The organism is Candidatus Hodarchaeum mangrovi, assembly GCF_975850365.1.
Genome location: NZ_CDLCQJ010000015.1, coordinates 39,416 through 60,067 on the forward strand (window position 1 = coordinate 39,416; position 20,652 = coordinate 60,067).

Sequence of the window (20,652 nt, forward strand, 5' to 3'; positions counted from 1 at the left end):
GAATATTGTCCATTTACTTTATATAATCATAATTTTAATTTTATCACTATAACTAAAAAATTTTTAGTCCCATTGTTGGTATTTCTTCCCTAAAATATCTATAACACTTTTTTTAATGTCTTTCTTTAACAAGGAACACCCTTGTTTTGTTTTCAAAGAAATTTCATACAACCTCGTTTCTGGAAGATGATATTTTTCCATAATGATTAAATTTTCATTTTGTTGTTGTTCAGAAACTTTGTCAGCCTTATTAAAAACAATAAAAGGAGAAGTTCTTGTCACTTCAGCTAAAAAAGTAATCATTTCAATATCGATTGGGATTATTCCCTTCTTTTCTAGACTTTCAACCATCTTATAAAATGTAGAGCTATCGATAATATGAACTGGAAAAAGTATTTTCCCTGGAGGTTTTTCTAAAAATAGAATAATGTCATCTTTTATTTGATTTTCCTCTTTCTTAGATCTTTTCATTATTCTACCAAAACCAGGGAAATCTACTAAGTGAAGATTCCTTACCAATGGAATAGGAGAAATTCTGACCGTAGTTCCTGCATATTTCCCAATAGATTGCTTTGAATGACTTAAATAATTGATTAATGAGCTTTTACCCGAATTAGGCCTGCCTGTTATTGTAATAAAGTAATTATTTTTCATAATCATACAGCAAAACACAATGTAAGCAAGAAACCTGTTACAAGGGGTACAGTTACATTATCATTAAGAATACCTTTAGAGATTAGCTCAGTTAAAGCAGCAATAATAGAGACTCCTAAAATAATTACGATCACTTGAAAATCATGAATATTTTCTTTAATCCTAAAGATCTTAAACCAAGGATACGGATCTGGATTAAAAGAAACTAAAAAGAAAACTAGGACTCCACTAAGAAAAGCGAATACAATAAAGGTAAGAAAGCCTTCAAAACTTCTATTATTTAATCTTGTGAATCGATGTCGACCATATCGTGATCCTATTACATTTGCTAAACCGTCACCAAATGCCATCATTGCAAAAACTGTTGCTGCAACACGAAGATCAAGAAAAATAAAAGAAATTAATGCCATTATAACATAGAGTAATGGGCCTTTTAGAAAACCTGCTTTTTTTTCATCCTCTCTGGATGCCATGGAGTCAAATGCGACTTTCCACACTTTGGGACGAGCTAAAATCAAGACGAAAAATAGGGCAGCTAATATCACCAGGATAGCAAGTACTCTAGGAAATACTACCATAGCAATTGTCCAAAATCCCATTGAAATATGTACAATTTTTCTTTTAGTCTCTTGATCCATTATTTTTACCCAATTAATTTCGGAATCTTTTAGATGACTAATTATTGCCCTCAGCTGCTTCAAGAAGCTCGTCCAACCAATCTCCGAACACATCGACTTTTTCTTCTATAGGACGAATCGGGCGTGTAGCTTGAGCACTACATTTGCCGCATTGAATTACCGCAATCCGAATTTTACGATCTATATCGATATGTATCGAGTTCGCCCCCCCACATATTGGGCAATCAAATACTGTAGGTAATGTTGGGATTGGTCTTGTTCTTACAATTCTTTTTCTTTTTCTTCCCACAATGCATTCCTTCTATTTCTTTCCTCTTGGACTCTTTCTTTGCATCTGTTGGAATCTTCTTTTCCGTTTGGAAACTTTTTCTGCTCCTGTTAATTCCGGAGATTCTTTTTCTTCAATTATGGGAGTTTTTGATAATACTTGTTCAACTTTTATAATTTTCGTTTTTCTTCCAGAACCTATAGTATAAAAAATAGATCCAAAGGCTGTTAAAAGAATGGCTGCCCCAAATAATACCGCAATTGCTAATATTACTTGTTCTGTTGAGACCAAAGGTAGTTCTGCTTCAACAGTGACTTCAGCTAGCCATGAAAAAATATTTTTCCAAAGTAAGGAGTTATCAGCTGACTGATACCATGTTTTTTCAAGTGAAGTGTCATTTAAATCACTAAACATAATACTGGATCCACCAAGTAGTATATGTGCTCCATAATCTGACTCACCTGAAGTACCAAAAATAACTATATTTGAAGCGTATGAATGAATTTCATCAAATACTGTCTTAGCATAGGCTTGGGAAGGAGCTCTAATGATATTTTCTCTTGAATTTCTTAAAGAACATGTATAAGTTATTATAGAAGATATATTATTGTTATTTTCATATAATATCTCATGATCAGAGCTATTTATACTTATAACAAGAAAATTACGCTTACCAGCGTTAACAAATTCATTTTCTACTACATCAGGTCTTTTAAACGAAGTTAAATCTTCAGTTCGTGTCCAGAATCGACTCACTGTTTCTAACTCTGGATCACTTAGGACATCGTTAAATAAATCTCCACGACCATTGAGAGTGGAATTTTCTTCAACTAAGGGATTAGAGAGAAATAGGAGGGATTTCCCTCGTTTTAAAAATTCACTTATGTAATATCGTTCTGTAGACGTGAAAGACAATCCAGGATTTGTTGAGACAAATATGTCCACTCCATCAAATGTTGTTTTATTTATCCTCTGTGAGTTAAATATTACGTGTACATCTGATGAATTAATATCACTAATAGCAGTTCTATAATAACTCCGATTAAAAAACTGTTTATGAGCTTCATCAAATAATACTATTATTTCGCGTTCTTCAATCGAGTTATTAGCTGATACATTAATTATTGCACTGCCAATAAACATAAGAAATAAGAAGATATAAAAAACAATATATTTAATTTTAGTAGACATTGAGCGATCCTCGATTTTTCTAACTAGTGATTTAGTCGAGTTAATTAATTAAATTACTGAATTTTCAAAAAAGAGGGAAACAATGATAATCTTTTTTGTCTTTTCTTCTTAGAAATTCTCTCTCTAATTAACCAATAATAACTAAAAATCAGAATAAAATCGTTAGCATAAGAGTTATAACGATTCAAAGATTAAATTAAAACCTTTAAAATCTTTATAATCTGATATAAAATTAGTGGAGAATTAATAATGGTTACTGCACAAATGGTTCCTAGTAAGCTCCTTATTGAGGCTATTTCAGAGGAAATTAAAGAAAAAAATGAAATTTTTACCCCTCCTAAATGGGCAGACTATGTTAAATTAAGTGTTACTAAAGATAATGCCCCAGAACAACGAAAAGATTGGTGGTATGTTCGTGTAGCTTCAATACTTAGAAAAATCTACATGAAAGGGCCTATAGGGATCATTCATCTAAGAAAGATGTATGGTGGTCGTAAAAACCGTGGAAGCAAACCTGAGAAGACGTTTGGTGGTTCAGGTGCTATTATACGACACGCTATCCATCAGCTAGAGAAAGCAGGATATGTTACACTTGTAGCGGGAGAAGGAAGAATTGTGACTCCAGAAGGAAGAAGTTTTGTAGATGCAATTGCATTTAAAATAAAAGAAGATTTTCCTGAACTTGCAATATACTAGGTGATTTTTATTTCCTAGTTTTCTATAGGAATTGAAAAATGAGCAAAAACCTTTTTATTATAAAAACCAAAAATCAAATGATTGTAGATTTAAACTTATAAGATTTTATAATCCTAAAGTTTTAGGAAGTATAATGGGATATCATTTATGGAGAGTTTATCCAATTGGCTGAAGAAGACCCAGAACTTGCTGAACTCAGAAAAAAAAGAGCTGCACAACTCCAAGGAGATCAAATTGCTCAAGCGCAGCAAGAAGAACAACAACGCCAGATCGAACAACAACGTCAACTTATATTAAAAGGTATATTGACAAATGAAGCCCGAGAAAGGCTTGCGAATATTAAATTGGCAAAACCCGAATATGCAACAACATTAGAAAATCAATTGATTCAATTGGCCTCAACTAGAAGAATTTCAGAAAAAATCACTGATGCTCAATTGAAGAATCTGTTAAAACAGCTTATACAAACACAGCGAGAAAGTACTATCACATTTAAACGACGTTAAATTTGGTGAATAGCGTGAATACCACTGTTCAATTTTCTTGGATTCGTTTGGAAGGATTAGGTTTAATAATTGCATCTCTAGGAATTTCTTTCTTTATCCAAATACCACTTGTATATTTTTCATTAGTTAATCTTAATTATGATCCAGTTACCAATTTTTTTGCGCTTACGGGTACAGTTATTGGTGTGAGTATAATCCTAACATCATTAGCCTGTTCTATTGCTGAAGATTGGGATACAAATGTTATACCTTCATATAAAAGAGTTACAACTACTTCAATAATTCTTACAATACTTTACTTCATTGGCTATTTTGTCTTTTTTATGCTTCAACCTTTTTTTCCATTAGAATTTCAAGGACTTGATCCTCAACAACAATTTCTAACTGCAACGACTTTAGGTCTTTCGCTTATTGCACTCTTTACTCTTGTTATTTATAAAGGAAAGAACTTCTTCAGATAGGATTAATATTGATTTAGGGGAAAAAGATGGATGAACCCATCAATAAGTTCCGTATAAATTCTTCTTTATGCCCCTATGTTTTTAAATTTGATGTTGTTAGTTCAACAAATTTAATTGCAAAAGCATTTTTAAATTATGAAAAACCAGGGTTTATTATTTTAGCTAATACTCAAACAACTGGTTTAGGTCAATATGGTAGACGCTGGGAATCGCCTCGTAATGGATTATGGTTTACTTCAGTATTTCAACCTACTATTAATCATGAATTTATTGGGATTTTTCCAATTTTGACTTCTATAGCTGTTGAAAATACATTGAAATCTCTTGGTTTAGATTTATTTTTAAAATGGCCAAATGATATATTGATTAACAAGACTTTTAAAAAAATTGGGGGGATTCTTGTTGAAAGTAGCCTTACACAGAATATAATTAATTATATCTTGCTTGGAATTGGTATTAATGCTAATAATCATATAGATCAGTTTTCATCTGCCTTGAGAGATGGTATTTCATCAATCTTAGAGGAATTGAAGCGAGAAGTTAATGTTCTTGATTTATTAAGAGAAATTATGTACAAAATTGAATTTTATATTGATCTATTACAAGTTAAAGGGGTTGATCCAATCCTTGAGAACTGGAAAAAATCAAACAATATTCTTGGAAAACAAGTTTCTGCTCATATAGCTAATCAAGAAATAATAGGCGAGGCATTGGATATTACAAGACATGGAGAATTAGTACTTAAGACCTCAAATTCAAAGAAAGTAAAAATCTCAACTGGAAGCATCTCTATTATTTCCTTATAATTAAATTATACTTAAATAAAGGATTATATATATTTTAGTGATTAAGTTGTGGACTTATAACATTGAAAAAGGTTCAAATACCAAGCTACGAGGATTAATTTCAGAGGAATTCGTCCGTTATACCCTTCTGACAAATTTTCCTATTCTTGTTATCAGACCAACCAAAGCCATAAAAATCCTAGATGATAATGCAATTTCAGGGGAATTCGTCCAATTTTTAAAGGATTATGAACAAACAATGGACTTTTTTGGTATTGGACCTATTCCTAAAGAAAATCAGACCTATATTTCTTTAAATGAGATTATTATCAACTATTTTCATAAATTAAGAGGATTAAATCGGTTTTTTCACCATGCGAAATGGATCGAGGAACTAGATGGCTTTATTATCGAAGTGAAGTCTAGAACATCAGCTAATGCTTTGTCACCATTCAACTACTCTCTATCAGATAAACAAAAACAGATGGTAAATTATGGTAAAAAATTGGGATTAAAAGTAATTTTGGGAGGAGTAACTTTTGAACGGAACTGGAAACTCTCTTTAATGTTTACGAATGAAATTGGAAAGATAATTGGAAATGATTATTTTTTAAAAGTCAATAGTGATAGTTCGTGAATTAGTTACTACTTCTGGCCCTTTAGATGTTATTATAACATCATTTTCCAAACGGAACCCTCCAACATCCTGTTCATATATTCCTGGTTCGATTGTGAGAACCATCCCTTTTTCGATATATATTTCTTTCCAGCTTGCTAATAATGCTTCATGAACAGGCTTTTTACGTATTCCTGGTGAATCATGGACAGTTAAACCAATTCCATGACCTAATGCATGAGGCATTGAAAAACCAGCTTGTTCAATGATATTATCAGCAATGTCAGCTACTTCATGAAGATATGTTAATTCTTTTAATGCGTCAATTGCGCTATAATGTGCTTCTTCAACAGCTTCACTAATTATTTTCATTTTATCTGTTTTCGTACCCATAATAAAAGGTATAGTTACATCGGATCTTAACCAATCTCCTTCTACTCCAAAATCGATAAGAGCAAGGCCCTTCCGGTATAGGGGGAGTTCAGGATGGGCACGAGGATAAGTATGAATTTGCCATGACCTAGCACTACTAGCAACAAGGGTTTCAAAGCCCACTCCCATTGCTCCTAATTCTCTCATACGACTTTCGACAAAAACTGCTAAGTCAATTTCCCTAAATGAACTTCTATCCCATTTGATCATCAAATTATTTTCTATCTCATCAACTAATTGATTACTTATATGAAAGGATTTTTGAAACTTAGAGATTTCATCAGGAGATTTTGTAGCTCTTAATTCATCGAGTTTATTATCAATATTCATAGGATCATAAATTATCTCTGGTTCAGTTATTTGATCAACAATCGTTTTTAGAAAATAGTAAGGGATTGATCTAAGAACTCCAATCTTTGCCTTAGAGCTAATAATGCTTTTAATGATCTCAGCAGAAGCTGCAATCACACTACCGTTATATTCTGATACATCAACAATCTGATCAACCTCTGCATATTTTTGAGCAAGTTGGAAGTCCCATGGTACCAAAATTGTTTGACGATTTTTGATATCGACAAATAAACTGGCATCTTCTGGATGTCCAGTTAAATATCTCATATTTACTTCACGATGATCTTCTGAATCAGTTATAACCAGAACATCTATTCCAAGTGCTTCCATAGCATCGTAAAGAGTATCTATTTTATCGTTAGTAACAAACCTAGGCAATTTTAATAGACTCTCCAATAAAATAAATTTAAACCTCAAACATCCAACTTTGGTTTAAATGGTTTCTAGAAGAGTAGCAATTTCATCCATTATAAAATCACTAATTTTCTGAGAGGTTTCTTTTGAACTAGGTAAGACATAAAACCGTCTTAAATCAAGTGGTGGTCCAAATTTAGCTATTAAAGTTATACGCTTAGGGCCTCCTCCAAACGTGAATGATTTTCCTACTGGCATGGCTATATTTGTATTTTTAAGTGCACAAGGAATAACCAAGGCTTTAGTTGCGTGAGCTATCCATCCAGCACCAAGTTTTCCTTTTTGAAGTCTTCCATTTTTTGATCTAGCTCCTTCAGGAAAATAAGAAATTGATCCACCATTTTTTATAATTAATATATGATATTTTATAACATCATGGCTCTTGGATCCTTTGAAGATTGGAATTGTATTCATACCTGCTAATATTGGTTTAAAAAAGGGTAATTTCCAGAGTTTAGCATCAGCAGGATAGAAAAAAGGTTTGTAAAAACGTGGAAAAGCTGCTAATCCAACAAAAAAAGCATCAATGTGGGATAGGTGATTGGTCATGATTATTAGACCATTATTATTTCTACCTTTTGCTGGAACATTCTCTCTCCCAATAATTCTAATTTTATAGAATACATAAAAGAAGAATAATAAGATTGGTACTGCATAAATGTGCAAAAAATACTTTGTTTTTATTTTAGCAGTCATCACTACTCAACCCTATTATTCTTGAATGTCCATATCTTAAAAAATTGAGATATTTCTTCATTAAATTCCCACACGAATAATGTTATTATCAATTAGTCGATTTTTATTTTATGCCACTCCTTTTGAGCTTTCTTAGATGAAGGTTGAGTAGTTTGAGCGTGAGAAATCCTTTGATCAAATTGGTCTTGTTTTTTCAGATTTCTTGCGGTCATTTGAGATATTTTTTGATTTATTAACATCAATTCGGTCGAATTTGGTCTATATTTTTTTAGAATGTTCTGAATTTCTTTTAGAATTATATTTACTTTATCCTTATCAGCTGGCATTGGGCTTTCCAACGTGCTGAGCAATTTAAAAGCCACTTGATATTTATTTTGTCACTTGAATTCAACTCAAGGAAAGGTTGATAATTTCTCTATTAAACGCCCTGTCATAGTAGTACAATGATATGGGTGTTCATGGAACAGAGATACCATCCGATGATAGATAAAAAATAAACGAGAATAAACATTAAACCATGATAATAGGATGATACTTCTAAATTTTATTCTATATTTAAGGTGTTAAGAATGCACAAATTTACTATTGAAGAAGCTTCAAAACTCTTGTACAATCAAGATTTCGTTCGAAATCTTGGGGTTATCGCCCACATTGACCATGGTAAAAGTACTCTTACTGATTCATTACTTGCTGCATCTGGCTTGCTAGCAGAAAAAATTGCTGGTGAAGCTCGTGCAACAGATACTCGTGAAGATGAACAAGAACGGGGTATTACTATTAAAACTACAGGAATTTCCCTTGTTCATGACTTCAATAATCAAACTTATCTCATTAATTTACAGGATACACCTGGTCATGTTGATTTCTCTGGTGAGGTGACTTCAGCGTTACGTGTAGTTGATGGAGCACTTGTAGTTGTTGATGCAGTTGAAGGTGTAATGGTTCAAACAGAGGTAGTAACACAGCAAGCTCTAGCTGAGCGTGTTCGACCAGTTTTAATAATTAACAAAGTTGATCGTTTAATAACTGAAATGAGAATGAACCCTGAAGATGCCTATGAACAATTCAAGAAAATAATAAATGAATTTAATATACTAATAGACACTTATGCTCCTCCTGAATTTAAGAAAGAATGGCGTGTCGACCCCCGTCAAGGTACTGTAGCTTTTGGGTCTGCAATCCATCGATTTGGGTTAACAATCCCAGCTCTAGCAGAAATCTGGCATGAGAAGACTGGACAACCTATAGATAAGCTTATAGCAAATCTTTGGGCTAAAAATAATTTTGTAAATGGGGTTTTGAAACCAACTTATGAGATTTATGAAAAAGCGGAAACAGGTGACATTGAATCGCTTAAGAAGGTCGCTGCACAACTTGATTTACGATTAGATGACACTGTCTGGCTTGAACCTCCCAAACGTGTGGCAAAATCTCTTTTGGAAAAATGGCTACCTGTAGAAAAAGCAGTTCTTGATATGGTTATTCAATTTTGCCCTTCTCCGAAAAAAGCTCAACTTTATCGATTTAAAAGTTTCTGGAATGGAGACAAAGAATCAAAAGTAGGAAAATCCTTAAACGAATGTGATAAGGATGGTCCTGTTATGATTTCCCTTTCAAAGATGATCCCAGGGAAAGCTAAACGAATCATTGCAATGGGCAGAATTTTTTCAGGGACAATAACAGCAGGACAGAAAATTGTTGTATTACTTCCGGGGTATCATCCTGGTGCAAAAGAAAGAATGTTTATTACAAATGTTCAACAAGTTTCAATGCTTATGGGAGCTAAGACGGAAAAAGTTGAAGCTATCCCAGCAGGAAACATTGTAGCTCTACAAGGACTTCGTGGAGCTACTGCAAGTACTACTGTTGCAGCTGATGAAAACACAATTCCCTTTAAAGCCCTATCATATGCTGTTGAACCTGTTGTTACGGTAGCAATTGAGGTTAAAAATCCAAGCGAACTTCCAAAGCTTGCTGAAGGACTTCAACTTATGGAATTAGTAGATCCTTCTCTTAAAACGAAAATTAATGAGGAAACAGGTGAATTTCTTCTATCAGGAACAGGTGAACTTCATTTAGAAATTGCTGTCAAAGATTTACAAGATTTACAACATATAGAAGTTTCGCAAAGTGATCCAATCGTTGTATTTAGAGAATCCGTCAATTCTGTATCCTACCAACAAGCATTAGCCAAGTCACCCAATAAGCATAACCGACTTTGGGTACGGGCAGCTCCTCTTGAACCTGTTATAATAAAATTAATTGAGAAAGGACAAATTGATCAATATACTGATCGAAAAGAAATGGGTCAGATTCTTAGAGAACAAGCAGGTTGGGATTCAAAAGAAGGAAGAAAGATTTGGGGAATGGGACCTGAAGAGGATTCTCCTAATATTTATTTGGATGCAACTAAGGGTATCCAATATTTAAGAGAAGTTCAAGATTACATTCTACAGGGATTCCGATGGGCAGCTAAGGAAGGTCCTTTATGTGGAGAACCCTTCCACGGAATAAAATTTATGATAGAAGATGTAAAATTACACGAGGATCCTGTTCATCGAGGTGCAGGTCAAGTTATGCCGGTATCCCGTAGAGCCTGTTTTGGTGCGATGCTAATGGCTGAACCTATTTTACTCGAGCCAATTTATAAAGTACAAGTTCAAGTTCCAGAATCTTATCTTGGAAATGTCTATAAAGTATTAACCAAACGACGAGGACGAGTTATTGACACCACAAGACGAGAAGGAACCCCATTAAACATTATTTTCGCAGAGGTCCCAGTTACGGAATCCTTCGGTATTACCACTGAACTTAGATCAGAAACATCAGGATTTGCATTCTCTCAAATGGTCTTTTCACATTGGGAAAAAGTTCCTGGCGATCCAATGAAACCTGAGGAACAAGGTGGTAGTCTTGCGAGAAAATATGTTTTAGAGACAAGGAAACGAAAAGGTTTCCATAATCCAGTTCCACCTGAGGCTGAAGAATATTATGACAAGCTTTAATTCAAAAAACTGACCCCTATATGGAGTAATCATCTTTTTTCTTTAAAATTCTCAAAAAAACTGGTATTTCTTTTTAAACAATTTAGGTTGAAAAAGGCATACGGATCCGGGGGGATTTGAACCCACGACATCCTGCTCCGAAGGCAGGCGCTCTTTCCATGCTGAGCTACGGATCCATGTAGATTATGATAATTTTTTAATACTAAATATAGATTAACAGGCATTTTTATTAATTAAATTTTATTATTTAGAGTTTATTACTAAATAATTCGCTTTATGGAATGATCTCACAACTATTGTTAAATTGTGGATAATTAAATGAATCGATAGAAATAATATTTCTTCTACTTAACTCTTCTATTTTTGGTTTAATTCTATTTAATTCTGTTATTAAGTGTTGAACAGTTTTACATACTAATTTAAAACTTTCTCCCCAAAGATTATGACGATTTGCAAACAAACATCTTCCACCACATATTTTCAGAATCTCACATTCCAAGCAAGGTGAAATCACTGGAAGGCTATTATAGATTCCATCTGGTTCATCAGCTAGAATATTACCTACCTTAAACTCTTCAAATTCAGGACAAACTGGACACGCAAAAATTTCTCCATTTGTTTGGATCGCAAAAGCATCTATTCCAGCACCACATCTTAATTTCGAAGGAGTATCTATTAATAGAGTCTTCATGATACCTAAAAAAGGAATAATACCTTGAACAGATCTATTTCTAGTCATTTCCTCAACCCATTCGTTGATTAATTTTGTAATTCCTGGATTATAGCTTTCATTAATCCATTTCTCAAAGTCACCCCATTGATTTTCATCATTCCAAATTACATCTAGCTGCCAATGAATATGATCAAAACTTGGATTTTTTATTGATATTAGATCATGGACATCACGATAAATATCGCTCTTAGAAGAAATTGTCATTCTAGCTATTAAATCCCCATCAAACCCTTTTTGACGTATGATGCTCATATTTCGAGTGATTTTCTGAAATGTACCTTGTCCTCTATAGTAATCCGTGATATTTTGGTTACCATCTATGCTAACAAGGATCGAATGAATTCTGGTTAAAATAGTAGATTTGACCTTATGTAAATTCGTACCATTTGTTTGAACCACAAAACATGCATCAGGGATTTTATCCATAATTTCTTCCATTAATGACAAATTTAGAAGTGGTTCTCCTCCATAAAACGCTATTATTGGATTGGAATCTTTAGCTAAGAAGGAAATAAGCTCATCAATGGAGTAATTAACTTCATTCGACATACTCGTAATCGGATGAGTAGTCTCTCCACAGTAACGACATGTTAAATTACATTTATGGTTAAGAAAAACAAAAAATAGCATTTTACTTGCCAGAATATTTTTTTATGAAACTCTTGAATGAATTCTTAAAATAAAGAATATTAGGAGAAATGAAGCATGGAAAATACTATTAAGTATTTTTACGCTCATCCGCTGATCGGATTTTTACTTGATGACGATGAATAGCACAAGATACACAAAAATATCGAACATATGGAACTCTCTCAATTTGTGTTCCTTGTTGTCTTAATTCTTTTCCAATGGCATAATCGACCAATGTTTTGTAACTAGTTTTCCGCTTTGCTTTATCTCGTGGAATCATTCGATTACAAGATGAACATTGAACCTGAGCTACCCCACCTTTTTTTCCTTTACTTCTTCCACCTGATTTTCGTTTTTTTCCCATCAAAACAGCATCCTTTTTGAAATAATGATTTTAATGGATCATTTCTTAATTTTGATACTGATTAATCGTTTTTTAATTCCTTTTATGTTTATTATTATTTAGAACGAAAAGTCAATAGATCCAGCTGGTAGGTTCTATGACGAAATTTAGTATTATTCTGGTAACCCTGTTTTTCTTTTAGTAAGAAAAACTGCTAGATTCTCTAAATTAAATTTATAAGTTTTTTCTGGATCAAAAAAATGAACTATTTGAGGTAATTTTATCTTAAGATGGTTAAAAATCGACTCGCGCACTTTTTCTAGCTGTTCTTTATAATTTTCAGAATATTTATCCTTTGTTGTTATTAATTTTGTTGTTATCTCAATATATTCATAGTCATTTTCTTTTTCATTTAGGTTTTGGAAAATTAATTCGTAAATTTTGTGATATTCATTGGATTTTAAACTAAGAAGAATCATTCCAGGAGTAGGAATCAAAACTAAGAAAAAAATCGGGGTATATGCTCCAAAATACGATTCTAATAGCCTAAAACTTGATTCAGGAATCAATAAACCACCTATAATTGAGTTTAGAACCGCTAGCACTGTACCTTGAAATAAACCTTTTGTAAAAAAATATAATTTCCCAACCTGATAACTTAAAGGATCTTCAGAAGAAAATTGATACCAGTCTTTGAGAAGAATTGCATAACTGAAAAGTGTTAAAGGGATTAATATCCACATTAATAAAACACCATTTATGGATCCAAGGATAATTATAATTGAAAGATCTAAAATAAAAAGAAAGAAAATTAGAGAAATCAAAAAATAACCTTCTGGCTTTTCAAATCATTAACTAAGGAGATCTTTAAGTTCACTTACAAGGCTAGAAATATCTTTTTCCTCTTCTTTAAAGATCTCAGGTATTTTTCGACTGTATCTTCTGAGAACTCGTATGGCTAATCCTAATGAATGGGCTTCATTCGATGCTCCTATTAATATAAAATCTTCAGCTGAACTGAGTACTGTATATCCTTTTTCTCCACGAACTAAAACTTCCCAAAGCTGTCCGTGATCCATTCGGTCAACTACCATTCCTCCAGTTGATAAAACTGCTGCTGATAATGCAGAAAACAAATCGGGATCTGCATCCTTCTCAGAGAAAAAAGCAACTGACATCCCAGTTCGTGTGACTAATGCAAGGGCTTCTAAATCCGCATATCGTACAATTTCCTGTAATAATTTTATTAACTTCTTTTTTTGTTCAACTGTAAGTGCAAAAGCCATTTTTTCACCTTCAACGAAACCCGTGACGTGAATCACAATTCTTGCTATTGAAAATTACTGTCTCAATGATTAATAAGGTTTTTTAGTCAACTATAGCGATTTTTTAAATTTAAATAAATAACCATTGGCAATGATTTAAAGCTTACTAAACTTAGGATTTATCTAGCAGGAAATTTTTACAAGAGCAAAATTCTTGATCTTTATCAAATATTTTCTGAAATTACTTTAAAAATGAGATACTCTTGAACATCTGATAGGTATAGTGTGAGATTTTTTTGATCATCCAAACTGATATTGTTAATCTTGGGTATATGGTACTTGATATCGTCTTTAAGGAACAAAGTAGTCAAAAAATCGATTTAAATTCCTTAAAAAGCCAAAAGACCTTCAAAATTGGTGGACCTCCCTCATTTTCAGGATTAATTCAGATTAAATTGTCTTTAAATTTTCCTTGGATCAATCCTACTCCACATGTTTTTGCCTATGCATGTCCTCAAGTAATAAACTTATTAAGAAAGGTTCCTAATCATCAACCTTTATTAATAAATCTTAGATTAAATAAGACATGCCCTAAATTTCATCTTATATACCCAGAAAACAATGGAGAACGTATCCTTTTTTTACAAGATCCTCCCAGTCCTTTTAATCCTCATGATTTTAACTGGAGAAATATTTCTCCAAAAGCAGTTATTGTTGGCTCCGTATATAATGAATTTAATGAAGTAAAAATATTTGATTTTTTACGAGAACAAACAGATTACATTGCTTTTGATCCACAAGGATGTTTTCGACATATCGGAGATCAGGGGGAAGTTAAACACAGTACTTGGTATGATTCTAAGCTTTTATCTAAATTAAACTGTCTAAAATTATCATTAAATGAGGCTATTCTTTTAGGGAAGGGAAAAAAAGTCGATGATATTATTGAATCCTTATTAGAAGAGAATATTGAAACAATTTTAATAACCAATGGTAGAAAAGGGATTTATCTTGGATCTAAGAACGATCCAAGCAATGAAATCGTTTTTTTGCCTGCTTTTAGGACTGAAAAGGTTGTTGATGAAACAGGTGCAGGAGACATTTTTTTAACAATGTATGTCCATTATTATTTACACTATGGAAATAAAATCATGGCGTGTGCTTTTGCTTCTAGTATTGTTTCATTATTTGTTGAACAGCCAGGATTTGCATCAGATTTTTCAAAAATGGAAATAATAAATAGAATGAGACTAATAGCAGAGGATTCAAAGCTAATTTAATCAGTTATTTCAGTCTTAATTCCTACCTGATTTTTGCAGTTGTGATAGGTCTAATCCCGTGTTTATCATATTCTATCGGAAACGCCCGTGAATCTACTCCAGGAAGTTTTTTAATCCCTAAGACTCGCTCATACAATCGAGTTTCAGTATTTAAACGCATTACAAATTCTAAAACAACATCACTATAATGTGAGAAAAGGTTCTCTTGGTCCATTCCATGAACCCCCCGAACCATAATAAGAAAATGCCAACCAGAGGTACCTTTAATAATTGAAGAATACTCGCTAATAAATCTTAATACTTCTTTTGAAGATGATTGGATTAGCATATAGGTTAATGATGAAATACATGAGTTGAAACCATTTTTCCCATGTTCATTTTTGTATTCTTCAATCTTACGAAAGAGATTATGTGAAACCACGTTGATAGCATCCTGATCCCATTGAATCGTGCGAGTTTTTTTATTTTTGGCGTTAGGACTAAGATCAATAAAATACCAAGGTAATTTTGAGGTATTCCAGTCAAATGCGTCCAATTCCCTTCTAACTTCAAGCTCAGATCGATCCAATGAGGTATAAATCGTTGGAATCCCATTATTTCCTCGATGTACCAAAAGTTGATGTAAGAATGTATCAAATCCAGAACCTGGATCACCTATTATTAAAATCAAAGAATCACGAGGTAGCCCACTAATAAAATCATCTATCACAGGGATACCAATTGGAATCAATCCCTTGGACATTAGAAAACCTCTAACTTTCGTATCCTGCTTGTTATATAGTGGATTTATTATTCAAATTTAATAAATAGAATATTATTCCCGCGTAAAAAAGCTTTTCCATATCGTTTGCTGATTTTCCCCTCTTCCATCTCAGAACAATCTTCAAGGATAAGATTCATGTATTGATCAGTTATTCGGAGTCGTCCTGTATAACTTTGATTACTTTTTAGTCTAACAGTAATTATTTTGCCAATCGCTTTTTCTAGCCTATTCAATGGTTGTGACATTGCTATATTTCCTCATAGAAATTTGTATCGCAGATTAAAAACTGATTAAGCCCCATTATTTCTAGCTTTTTATAATTTCCATTTTTGGAGATTATTTTTCTAAGGTAGAACATTCAAATATCACAAAGTTATTCTTCTTCATCTAAAGAATGAATAAACTCTTCAAATTCCTCGTAATATTGTGCAACATACTCTTGTTTAAATTCATCTAAAATTTTTTCTAAGTCTATCTCAGAACCAGAACTTACCATTTCTGAAACTGTTTTCTTAATAATTTCGAATCTTCTTTTTTTTCGTAATTCTTCCCGTAATTTTAATTCAATTTTTCTAATTTCTTCCTTTACACCTATATCGATCAGATATAACTCATCATAAACCCAAATTTTAAGCTTAGGGTTATTTTCATCTCTCTCTCGTTCGGAAAATTCCTCCAATGGTAAAATTAAAACAGGGATGGAATTGTCATTAAATTGATTTAATGCCTGATCTGAAAAATTAGGTGTTTCCTCTGGGATAATAATCCCTCTTATTCCATAATCAATAAGTTTTAATGCTGTTTGAGCTCCTCCTCCACTTGGATTCAATACTAAAACAATATCCCCTTCATTTAGTCCGTAATCTCTTACCGTGGTTCTTATTGAGTCGTCAGAGAAAGATTTAACCACTTTTAAAGGTATCTCTCTCCCTTGGACCCAAAAGTTTTTGATTTGCTTTAATTTTTCCATTTCTTTAAGATTTTCTCTAATTTGAAAGCGAATCTCTTGATTTTCACTTTTTATTCTCCCAACTTCACGATTAACTCCATTATTAATTTTATTTTGAATATACTTTGCAGTTCGGACTTTTTCTCTCTCAAAGAATTCTTTCCATCTTTTTGTTTCTAACGCATTTCTTTTTGATTGTTTCTTCCAATAGGAAGCTTCACGATCTAAATTATCCATTTCTTCGTAAAAAAAATCGATTTTTGATTGTAATCGCCCAATTTCTTGAGTTAAAGAAATTTTTACCCCATTATAATCTGGTTTACTCTCAAGCCCGTCTCTAGTAGCAAGCTGTTCTTTAACTATCTCTATAGCATTAGCAATATTGTTTCCTGCTAATACCATTCGTTGAACTTCAGGAATATAGGATTGTAATTCAGGATTTTCAAGCTCAATATTACGCTTAATCTTAATTAATTGATCTTTTAAGGAATTATATGCCCTTAATGCTCCATAAAGAGCATCTCGTTCATGACTATTAAGATGTCCATAATCCACTGTTAAATCACGATAATCCTGTAAATATTCTCTTTTCTGAGCCGCTGAAGTTAGTGTTGAAGGGGATAATAACTTTGCTCCTGTGATTTGTGCTATCTTTTCTACCATCGCAGGCGGAGGTACAACATCAGCAGCTACACAACAAATTTTCCCGAATTTAGATGCAATACGAATAATTTGAGATACCCCACATTCTCTTTTAGAATTAAGATAGAGCATCTGTCCCTTTAAACAATCTACGATGGCAATACCAGTTGTAGTACCTGGATCAATACCCAATATAATATTATGAAGTGTTTTACTAGCTGGGGCTACAGAAGGGTCAAGAGGTCTAAATTCAAGATTGGATTTACTAATTCGTTCGAAATCAACACGAACAAGCTCCGTATTCAACGATTTAGATTTATTCCGAATCTCCTGTATTTTTTTCTTTTCTAGTTGAACTAGATAAACACGTCGGTTAGGATATTCATATTCCTCTGCATCTAAACCGAAATCTTTTAGTATATTTTCTACTGCACCAGCAGCTTGATCTACTGCAGTTCTACTTATTCTCTCATATCTTGGTGCTGACCAACCACCATGACCATGACTCTTTCTTTTAGAAATAACTATACGGATCTCTTCCTCAAATGCGATGATTTCATGACCAATTTTCTTCTTACAAAGATAAGCACATATCTCTGCGGTTTCAAGAGAATCTAATTTTGAGGAACCAAATGAAAAGCTTAAGACTTTCTTCAAATGATGTTTTTGCACAAGAGTATGTATTTTTTCCATCCCAGTCCTTGGATTGCCAGTAACCTGAACTAAACTTGTTGTAGGAGGAATTATATTTAAAAATCGAATTATCCCTTTAGCATCTGGAGCTAATTCGAAAATATTGTCTATAGCAATAAAATCAGGATTCAGATCAAAAATTTTTTTAGCCAATGATCTCTTATTAAGCTTAGGATATTTATCCATATGACCATTAGCCAACACTACTAAAGAAAATATAAAAATACCTCGCTGGTTTCTATCTACCCTACTTAGTATATCTATTCCAAAAATAATTGGGTTAGAATTCATATTTTTGTCCCTAATTCTCTATAGGAGCGTTTAATAGTTCATTTACTATATCCATAACTTCAATTTTATATGCTAAATTGAATTTTCTAAAGAAAAATTTTAGAATATTTCCAATATCCCTCATTAATGCCTCCTTGGCGTGGGTTGCAGATGTTTCAATATATTGTGGCCAATCAAAAAGGACTGGATAATCTTTTTCATCTAAACGTATGTTGTATTCGCTTAGATCCCCATGAATAAAACCTGTGGCTGTAGCTTTCCTTATTTCCTGAAGAATATTTTCAAAGAGGTTAAGGATCTGTTCTTGAGATTCATATTCGTTTTTTTTAACTCGGTAGAGATCAGTACCTATAATTATTTCCATTGCTACAATATGGCGATTTTGAGCTATTGGCTTGGGAACACTGATACCTGCATTATATAGATTGGTCAAAGCTTCATATTCTCTCTGTGCTGATAATCGACTTTCATATAGTGGAGATAAATGTCTTTTTTCAGCTATGAAAGATCTTGCTTTACGAGTAGCGCGGAAATCAAGTTTTCCTAAACGATGAATCTTAATTAAGAATTGCATTCCTTCATTATTGATAGCTAGATGGATGTTACTTTCTTTCCCCGCACCAATTTCAGGCCCAACTTGATCAATGATACCTTTTTCTACCAATGCTTTTAATCCTAAGGCATCATAGCCCATAAAAGTCAATGCAACACCAAGATAATGCCTTTGAACAATAAAAATTAATTTTAATCTTTTTAATCTTCTAAGTTCTACTTCAGTTCTTTTTTCTGAATATTTCAAAATAGTTGCTATCATTTCGACTGGAACAATTTCATAATATGCCATATTCACCTCAATTAAAGATAATAATTGGAATTGAAATTTATTCAGATCCCGAAAAATGTCTAATATCTTCAATGGCATATATACTACCCAAATTAAGTCGGTCAGTAAGTGCAACTGTCATCATTAGTCAAGAATACAGAAAAAGCTGATTCAAGACCTCCGTAGACCGTCTTTCTCATCATAAGGGAAAAAATGTTTCATTTAACCCTTTCTTGTGTCATTAAACACTTAATAGAATCAGTTTATTAAATCTTATTTTTACTCTGAATCCTTAAACATGGAGTATATAGTAACATTGAAAAAAATTTATAAAACAAAAAAGATAAAATGGTCGTTCTTTAATAAACAGCTGGAGTTTGAAATTCTCCACCATAAGCAAATGCTTGATCTGGATCTATTTCTAGAAATACCTTTTCTCCTCGCTCTAATGGGACTTCTTTTATAATTTTACGATGAATTGTTAATATTGTTTTATTTGATAACTCTACTTTTACATACTCCAAAGTTCCCATAAACATTGATTCCAAAATTTTTGCTGTTATCTGATTTTTTGTTTCTGATTTATCATGAGATATTTCGATCATTTGTGGTCTCAGAATCACATGAACATTTTCTTTAACTTTTAAACCTTTTATTTGGTTTGACTTGAAACAGTCATTTGAATTTAATAAGCATAAAACCGCACTATTGTTTTCTAAATTAAGTACTTGACATTTGATAAGGTTGGCTTCACCAATAAATGCTCCTACAAAGGAATTAAAGGGGTGTTGCCAAATTTCTAATGGTGACCCTACTTGTTCTACTATTCCTTTATTCATTACTGCAATCCTATCTGAGATGGATAAAGCCTCACTTTGGTCATGTGTTACAAATATAGCTGTTAGACCTATTTTCTTTATTAATGTTCGAATTTCTGATCTTGTTTCGATCCTTAGTTTAGCATCAAGATTTGAAAAAGGTTCATCAAGAAGTAAAATAGAAGGATTGACAACAATTGCTCGAGCTACTGCAATTCTCTGCTGTTGTCCTCCCGAAAGCTCCGAAGGTTTTCTTTCTGCCAATTTTTCGGCTTGAACCATCTTTAAAGCTTTTAATATTCGTTCCTTTCGTTCTTCTTTAGGTATCTGCCTAGATCCAACGGTCATACCAAATTCTACATTCTTGAAAACAGTCATATGAGGCCATAGAGCATATGATTGGAAAACCATCGCCATATCTCTTTTTCGAACAGCTAGATTTGTGATTGGCTTCATTTGTCCATCGTTGCGATCTTTAAAGTATATTTCTCCCCCATCAACTTTTTCTAAGCCAGCAATAGATCGTAAAGTGGTTGATTTTCCGCAGCCAGATGGTCCGAGTAATGTAATAATTTCTCCTTCATAGATTTCTAAATTAACATTATCAACCGCAATAACGTCACCAAACTTCTTTGTAAGATTCTCTAAGATAAGAATAGGAGTCTTTTTGCTCAAAACTCAGACCTCATTATACTTTATTCCATAAATT

At 32.8% G+C, this 20,652-nt stretch carries 23 protein-coding genes and 1 tRNA gene; 7 read left to right on the plus strand and 17 right to left on the minus strand.

All coding sequences use genetic code 11. The features are described 5' to 3' along the window. Positions 1-63: 63 nt before the first annotated feature. The 4 genes from ACWVCY_RS02025 to ACWVCY_RS02040 are packed head-to-tail and all read right to left on the minus strand — an operon-like array spanning position 64 to position 2,751. Positions 64-654: a GTPase gene (locus tag ACWVCY_RS02025; protein ID WP_455139975.1), complete on the minus strand. Its 591-nt coding sequence runs from the start codon at positions 652-654 to the stop codon at positions 64-66. 2 nt (positions 655-656) lie between these two features. Then, a complete protein-coding gene (locus ACWVCY_RS02030) occupies positions 657-1,385 on the minus strand; it encodes a diacylglycerol/polyprenol kinase family protein (RefSeq protein ID WP_455140066.1) in 729 nt (242 codons plus the stop codon). Continuing rightward, positions 1,330-1,581, minus strand: coding sequence for a transcription elongation factor 1 family protein (locus ACWVCY_RS02035; RefSeq protein WP_455139977.1), 252 nt, complete (start codon positions 1,579-1,581; stop codon positions 1,330-1,332). The genes ACWVCY_RS02030 and ACWVCY_RS02035 overlap by 56 nt, the downstream gene beginning before the upstream one ends. Before the next feature lie 12 nt (positions 1,582-1,593). Further along, entirely contained in the window at positions 1,594-2,751 is a 1,158-nt protein-coding gene (locus ACWVCY_RS02040; RefSeq protein ID WP_455139979.1) for a hypothetical protein, read from the minus strand. A 249-nt stretch (positions 2,752-3,000) separates the two neighbouring features. On the opposite strand from ACWVCY_RS02040, the gene ACWVCY_RS02045 reads away from it, so the two are divergent. From ACWVCY_RS02045 to ACWVCY_RS02065, 5 genes are all read left to right on the plus strand, one after another. Beyond that, positions 3,001-3,447 carry a 30S ribosomal protein S19e gene (locus ACWVCY_RS02045; protein ID WP_455139981.1) on the plus strand — a complete coding sequence of 149 codons (447 nt, stop codon included), beginning with the start codon at positions 3,001-3,003 and terminating at the stop codon, positions 3,445-3,447. Positions 3,448-3,611: 164 nt separating this feature from the next. After that, positions 3,612-3,953 carry a DNA-binding protein gene (locus ACWVCY_RS02050; protein ID WP_455139983.1) on the plus strand — a complete coding sequence of 114 codons (342 nt, stop codon included), beginning with the start codon at positions 3,612-3,614 and terminating at the stop codon, positions 3,951-3,953. 14 nt (positions 3,954-3,967) lie between these two features. Further along, entirely contained in the window at positions 3,968-4,414 is a 447-nt protein-coding gene (locus tag ACWVCY_RS02055; RefSeq protein ID WP_455139985.1) for a hypothetical protein, read from the plus strand. 26 nt (positions 4,415-4,440) lie between these two features. Continuing rightward, a complete protein-coding gene (locus tag ACWVCY_RS02060; RefSeq protein WP_455139987.1) occupies positions 4,441-5,220 on the plus strand; it encodes a biotin--[acetyl-CoA-carboxylase] ligase in 780 nt (259 codons plus the stop codon). A gap of 46 nt (positions 5,221-5,266) precedes the next feature. Then, positions 5,267-5,836 carry a hypothetical protein gene (locus ACWVCY_RS02065; protein ID WP_455139989.1) on the plus strand — a complete coding sequence of 190 codons (570 nt, stop codon included), beginning with the start codon at positions 5,267-5,269 and terminating at the stop codon, positions 5,834-5,836. On the opposite strand, the gene ACWVCY_RS02070 is transcribed toward ACWVCY_RS02065, so the two are convergent. The 3 genes from ACWVCY_RS02070 to ACWVCY_RS02080 form a co-directional block, all read right to left on the minus strand. Continuing rightward, positions 5,810-6,976 carry a M24 family metallopeptidase gene (locus tag ACWVCY_RS02070; protein WP_455139991.1) on the minus strand — a complete coding sequence of 389 codons (1,167 nt, stop codon included), beginning with the start codon at positions 6,974-6,976 and terminating at the stop codon, positions 5,810-5,812. The two genes, ACWVCY_RS02065 and ACWVCY_RS02070, sit on opposite strands and share 27 nt — an antisense overlap. Before the next feature lie 54 nt (positions 6,977-7,030). After that, on the minus strand, positions 7,031-7,708 hold the full coding sequence (locus tag ACWVCY_RS02075) for a lysophospholipid acyltransferase family protein (protein ID WP_455139993.1): 678 nt from the start codon (positions 7,706-7,708) through the stop codon (positions 7,031-7,033). A 92-nt stretch (positions 7,709-7,800) separates the two neighbouring features. After that, positions 7,801-8,034 (minus strand): hypothetical protein, encoded by a 234-nt coding sequence (locus ACWVCY_RS02080; RefSeq protein ID WP_455139995.1) that lies wholly within the window; start codon positions 8,032-8,034, stop codon positions 7,801-7,803. A gap of 243 nt (positions 8,035-8,277) precedes the next feature. Here ACWVCY_RS02080 and ACWVCY_RS02085 point away from each other — a divergent pair, with 243 nt between their 5' ends. After that, positions 8,278-10,713, plus strand: a complete 2,436-nt coding sequence (locus ACWVCY_RS02085) for a GTP-binding protein (protein WP_455139997.1) — start codon at positions 8,278-8,280, stop codon at positions 10,711-10,713. A gap of 101 nt (positions 10,714-10,814) precedes the next feature. Here the strand turns inward: ACWVCY_RS02085 and ACWVCY_RS02090 are convergent. The 5 genes from ACWVCY_RS02090 to ACWVCY_RS02110 form a co-directional block, all read right to left on the minus strand. Continuing rightward, positions 10,815-10,889, minus strand: a tRNA-Arg gene (locus ACWVCY_RS02090). Between the two features lie 98 nt (positions 10,890-10,987). Then, positions 10,988-12,076 carry a TIGR04084 family radical SAM/SPASM domain-containing protein gene (locus ACWVCY_RS02095; RefSeq protein ID WP_455139999.1) on the minus strand — a complete coding sequence of 363 codons (1,089 nt, stop codon included), beginning with the start codon at positions 12,074-12,076 and terminating at the stop codon, positions 10,988-10,990. Between the two features lie 88 nt (positions 12,077-12,164). Continuing rightward, positions 12,165-12,440 (minus strand): 30S ribosomal protein S26e, encoded by a 276-nt coding sequence (locus ACWVCY_RS02100; RefSeq protein WP_455140001.1) that lies wholly within the window; start codon positions 12,438-12,440, stop codon positions 12,165-12,167. A gap of 152 nt (positions 12,441-12,592) precedes the next feature. Continuing rightward, positions 12,593-13,162, minus strand: a complete 570-nt coding sequence (locus tag ACWVCY_RS02105; protein WP_455140003.1) for a hypothetical protein — start codon at positions 13,160-13,162, stop codon at positions 12,593-12,595. A 108-nt stretch (positions 13,163-13,270) separates the two neighbouring features. Further along, positions 13,271-13,705, minus strand: a complete 435-nt coding sequence (locus ACWVCY_RS02110) for a roadblock/LC7 domain-containing protein (RefSeq protein ID WP_455140005.1) — start codon at positions 13,703-13,705, stop codon at positions 13,271-13,273. A gap of 275 nt (positions 13,706-13,980) precedes the next feature. Here ACWVCY_RS02110 and ACWVCY_RS02115 point away from each other — a divergent pair, with 275 nt between their 5' ends. After that, positions 13,981-14,964 carry a PfkB family carbohydrate kinase gene (locus ACWVCY_RS02115; protein ID WP_455140007.1) on the plus strand — a complete coding sequence of 328 codons (984 nt, stop codon included), beginning with the start codon at positions 13,981-13,983 and terminating at the stop codon, positions 14,962-14,964. 22 nt (positions 14,965-14,986) lie between these two features. Here the strand turns inward: ACWVCY_RS02115 and ACWVCY_RS02120 are convergent, their stop codons facing one another. The 5 genes from ACWVCY_RS02120 to ACWVCY_RS02140 form a co-directional block, all read right to left on the minus strand. Beyond that, entirely contained in the window at positions 14,987-15,706 is a 720-nt protein-coding gene (locus ACWVCY_RS02120) for an RAD55 family ATPase (RefSeq protein ID WP_455140009.1), read from the minus strand. 47 nt (positions 15,707-15,753) lie between these two features. Further along, positions 15,754-15,972, minus strand: coding sequence for a U6 snRNA-associated Sm-like protein LSm6 (locus ACWVCY_RS02125; protein WP_455140011.1), 219 nt, complete (start codon positions 15,970-15,972; stop codon positions 15,754-15,756). A gap of 128 nt (positions 15,973-16,100) precedes the next feature. Next, a complete protein-coding gene (locus tag ACWVCY_RS02130; protein ID WP_455140013.1) occupies positions 16,101-18,302 on the minus strand; it encodes a DUF460 domain-containing protein in 2,202 nt (733 codons plus the stop codon). 10 nt (positions 18,303-18,312) lie between these two features. Further along, a complete protein-coding gene (locus ACWVCY_RS02135) occupies positions 18,313-19,224 on the minus strand; it encodes an RIO1 family regulatory kinase/ATPase domain-containing protein (protein ID WP_455140015.1) in 912 nt (303 codons plus the stop codon). A 260-nt stretch (positions 19,225-19,484) separates the two neighbouring features. Continuing rightward, on the minus strand, positions 19,485-20,618 hold the full coding sequence (locus ACWVCY_RS02140; protein ID WP_455140017.1) for an ABC transporter ATP-binding protein: 1,134 nt from the start codon (positions 20,616-20,618) through the stop codon (positions 19,485-19,487). Positions 20,619-20,652 lie beyond the last annotated feature (34 nt).

Coding starts and splice junctions, on each gene's coding strand:
- ACWVCY_RS02025 (WP_455139975.1), bottom strand. CDS start 654: ATGAAAAATAATTACTTTATTACAATAACAGGCAGGCCTAATTCGGGT.
- ACWVCY_RS02030 (WP_455140066.1), bottom strand. CDS start 1,385: ATGTGTTCGGAGATTGGTTGGACGAGCTTCTTGAAGCAGCTGAGGGCA.
- ACWVCY_RS02040 (WP_455139979.1), bottom strand. CDS start 2,751: ATGTCTACTAAAATTAAATATATTGTTTTTTATATCTTCTTATTTCTT.
- ACWVCY_RS02045 (WP_455139981.1), top strand. CDS start 3,001: ATGGTTACTGCACAAATGGTTCCTAGTAAGCTCCTTATTGAGGCTATT.
- ACWVCY_RS02060 (WP_455139987.1), top strand. CDS start 4,441: ATGGATGAACCCATCAATAAGTTCCGTATAAATTCTTCTTTATGCCCC.
- ACWVCY_RS02075 (WP_455139993.1), bottom strand. CDS start 7,708: ATGACTGCTAAAATAAAAACAAAGTATTTTTTGCACATTTATGCAGTA.
- ACWVCY_RS02080 (WP_455139995.1), bottom strand. CDS start 8,034: ATGCCAGCTGATAAGGATAAAGTAAATATAATTCTAAAAGAAATTCAG.
- ACWVCY_RS02085 (WP_455139997.1), top strand. CDS start 8,278: ATGCACAAATTTACTATTGAAGAAGCTTCAAAACTCTTGTACAATCAA.
- ACWVCY_RS02095 (WP_455139999.1), bottom strand. CDS start 12,076: ATGCTATTTTTTGTTTTTCTTAACCATAAATGTAATTTAACATGTCGT.
- ACWVCY_RS02100 (WP_455140001.1), bottom strand. CDS start 12,440: ATGGGAAAAAAACGAAAATCAGGTGGAAGAAGTAAAGGAAAAAAAGGT.
- ACWVCY_RS02105 (WP_455140003.1), bottom strand. CDS start 13,162: ATGTGGATATTAATCCCTTTAACACTTTTCAGTTATGCAATTCTTCTC.
- ACWVCY_RS02110 (WP_455140005.1), bottom strand. CDS start 13,705: ATGGCTTTTGCACTTACAGTTGAACAAAAAAAGAAGTTAATAAAATTA.
- ACWVCY_RS02120 (WP_455140009.1), bottom strand. CDS start 15,706: ATGTCCAAGGGATTGATTCCAATTGGTATCCCTGTGATAGATGATTTT.
- ACWVCY_RS02125 (WP_455140011.1), bottom strand. CDS start 15,972: ATGTCACAACCATTGAATAGGCTAGAAAAAGCGATTGGCAAAATAATT.
- ACWVCY_RS02130 (WP_455140013.1), bottom strand. CDS start 18,302: ATGAATTCTAACCCAATTATTTTTGGAATAGATATACTAAGTAGGGTA.
- ACWVCY_RS02135 (WP_455140015.1), bottom strand. CDS start 19,224: ATGCCATTGAAGATATTAGACATTTTTCGGGATCTGAATAAATTTCAA.